The sequence below is a fragment of the Verrucomicrobiia bacterium genome, assembly GCA_035460805.1.
Taxonomy (GTDB): Bacteria; Patescibacteriota; UBA1384; order CAILIB01; family CAILIB01; genus DATHWI01.
This window is the reverse complement of sequence record DATHWI010000161.1, coordinates 1-2,504: the sequence shown is the minus strand read 5'-3', so window position 1 is coordinate 2,504 and position 2,504 is coordinate 1. Positions and strand designations below refer to the sequence as shown.

The 2,504-nt window shown below is 54.0% G+C and carries 3 protein-coding genes; 2 read left to right on the top strand and 1 reads right to left on the bottom strand.

All coding sequences use genetic code 11. The features are described from left to right. Nucleotides 1-1,149, bottom strand: a 1,149-nt coding sequence (locus tag VLA04_06625) for a cell division FtsA domain-containing protein (protein HSI21329.1), incomplete at its 3' end; no start/stop codon positions are given. Nucleotides 1,150-1,215: 66 nt separating this feature from the next. On the opposite strand from VLA04_06625, the gene VLA04_06620 reads away from it, so the two are divergent. Next, nucleotides 1,216-2,028: a HAMP domain-containing sensor histidine kinase gene (locus VLA04_06620; GenBank protein HSI21328.1), complete on the top strand. Its 813-nt coding sequence runs from the start codon at nt 1,216-1,218 to the stop codon at nt 2,026-2,028. Between the two features lie 20 nt (nt 2,029-2,048). Continuing rightward, the coding region (locus VLA04_06615) for an alanine--tRNA ligase-related protein (GenBank protein ID HSI21327.1) at nt 2,049-2,504 on the top strand (456 nt) is incomplete at its 3' end.

Sequence of the window (2,504 nt, the reverse complement as noted above, 5' to 3'; positions counted from 1 at the left end):
CACCAGGCTCTTGGTGGTATCAATTATGGTGCTTACCTGTTCAGGTTTAATGTACTGCACCTCCGGTTGCTTCGCAAACGGCAGCCCCTTGGTCCAGGCTTTAGCCTCTAGCGCCGCTTTCAAATCCGGCAGCATGCTTCCACCACCACAGAGGTAAATCTTGGTTGGGAGGAGCTTGTTGTCGGCAAAACGCTCAGAACTGGCGAATTCTTCCAGCGCCAGTTGGATGCCAGAGATCCAGACGGAGACATCTTTCTCGATGAATTCTTTGACACGCTCCTGGTCTTTGTCCTCCAGACGTTCGTCGGAGTAGGCGAGCTTAATTTTTTCGGCCTCGGCAAAGGAGACCTTAAGTTCACCGGCAATGCGCTTGGTGAAAACGCGTCCACCGAGGGCAAACATCTTGGTACCTTCCAGCCCGCCACCGCGTACTACGGCGATGTCTGTTGTCCCACCGCCTACGTCGATGAAGATACTGGAGATATCACCCGATTCCACGTCGCTCAAACAGCGGGCAACCGCATAGGGTTCAGTGGCCACGGAAATGAGGTCCAGGCCCAGGCCGTCCACAATACTTTGCAGGGCGCCCAGGTGCACGTTAGGGGCGTAGGCGGTGTAGATGCCTACCTCAACCTGGCGTCCCTGGAAACCAATGGCGTTGCTAACTTTGTACCCGTCAATCTTGACGCTGACCACTGCGGAATTGACCAGCTCCACGTCTATCTCGGCGTAACCTGTTTCCCAGGCCAGTTCCTTGCGGGAACGCTTGAGGATTTCTCCCTGCGCCTTGGTGATGAGGTCCCTAAGTTCATGTTCCGTAATGGGTTCATTTGGCTTTGGCCGGGAAATGACGGTAGTAGTGGTAGTCCCTTTAACTAACTCACCGGCAATGCCTACGATGACTTGCTCGGCGTCGCGGCCCGCTTGCTCAAAGGAGGCATCAATGGCCTTGGCAGCCGTGGCGATCACTCCCTGAATGTCGGTAACATGACCGGCCTGCATGTCGGAGAGGCGCTGGCGCGCTTTGCCCTGGCCAATGACGTACCCCTTCCCGTCGCGTACCTCGAAAAGAAGCACCTTAACAAACTCGGTGCCGATATCTACAGATAACGCGGTTGGAATCTGCGGCTCACGCCGGAAGAGTTTCATTTGGTGGGCGTCATGACAGCGTAGTTTTCTACGGCTATCGTATCACGAAACTGGTATACTACGGACATGCAATTTGGAGGGGTAACACAGGAAATGATGATCGTCTCAGCTGCGGCTTTCGTGGCGGGCATTCTTGTGTCTTACCTAATTATCCGCCGTCCGCTCAAGCACCGCTACCAGTTGGAGCTCCGGCAGTCCAAGGACCAGTTTATCTCCCTGGCTTCCCACTACCTCCTAACGCCAATCAGCATTATCCAAGGGGCCTTGGCGCCACTTCAGGAGAATGACAGCGCACTGACCGTCGAAGAGCGTCAGAAACATTACCTGAACATCCAAAAGGGTGAACGCAGGTTGTGGATCTTGGCTGAACAGCTTCTCTTGGTGAGTCAGATTGAAGAGGGGATGCTTAAGATTAAGCTTGAAGCTTCCAATATTGCCGATGCCGCGGAAAGCGCCATTGCCGCAGTGGATGTATTTGCACGGGAGAAGAAGCTCCAACTGGTTTTTGAGAATGCTACCCAGGCCCTCCAGCAGGGCAGGTTTGATGTTCGCCGGGTAAAGCAGGCAATTGTGGCGGTGTTGGACAACGCAGTAAAGTTTTCGCCTGAAAACGGGATCATCCGGGTTGTGTTGCGTCAGGATGACAGTGTGTTCGTCATCCAGGTCATAGACCAGGGTGCAGGCATGTCTACCGAAGCCTTGCGCACCGCCACCCAGACCTTTGCGCGTGGTACATCTTCCTATACATACGATCACGAAGGAATTGGTTTGGGTCTCTACACAGCCAACGCCATTGTGCGTGAACATGGTGGCGAGCTCCTTTTTGACAGTAAGCCTAAGCAGGGAACTACTGTCACTCTCAAGTTTCCAAACCAGTGATTTCTTGGTAGGTTACCCTTATGCAATCGCTCAACTCAGCTGAGATTCGACGCCGGTTCCTGGCGTTTTTTGAAGGCCATGGTCATGCCGCTATTCCGTCAGCATCACTTGTTCCGGATAATGACCCGACCGTCCTCTTCACGACCGCAGGGATGCACCCGCTGGTGCCCTACCTTTTGGGTGAGCCTCATCCCCAAGGCCGTCGGCTTGCCAGCAGCCAGAAGTGCCTCCGCACGGGGGATATTGATGAAGTTGGTGACAACCGTCACCTGACATTTTTTGAAATGCTGGGGAACTGGTCTTTGGGTGATTATTTCAAACACGAGTCCATTCGTTGGAGCTTCCAGTTCCTTACATCGGAGGGCGAGGGCTTAGGCCTTGATCCTGCCCGGCTCTACATTACGATCTTTCCTGGAAATGCCAACGCGCCCCGGGACGAAGAGTCCATTGGACTCTGGAAAGAGGCATTTAAAGAG

Bases quoted from the DNA above. Each gene is read 5' to 3' on its own strand.
- VLA04_06620 (HSI21328.1), top strand. From the start codon at position 1,216: ATGCAATTTGGAGGGGTAACACAGGAAATGATGATCGTCTCAGCTGCG.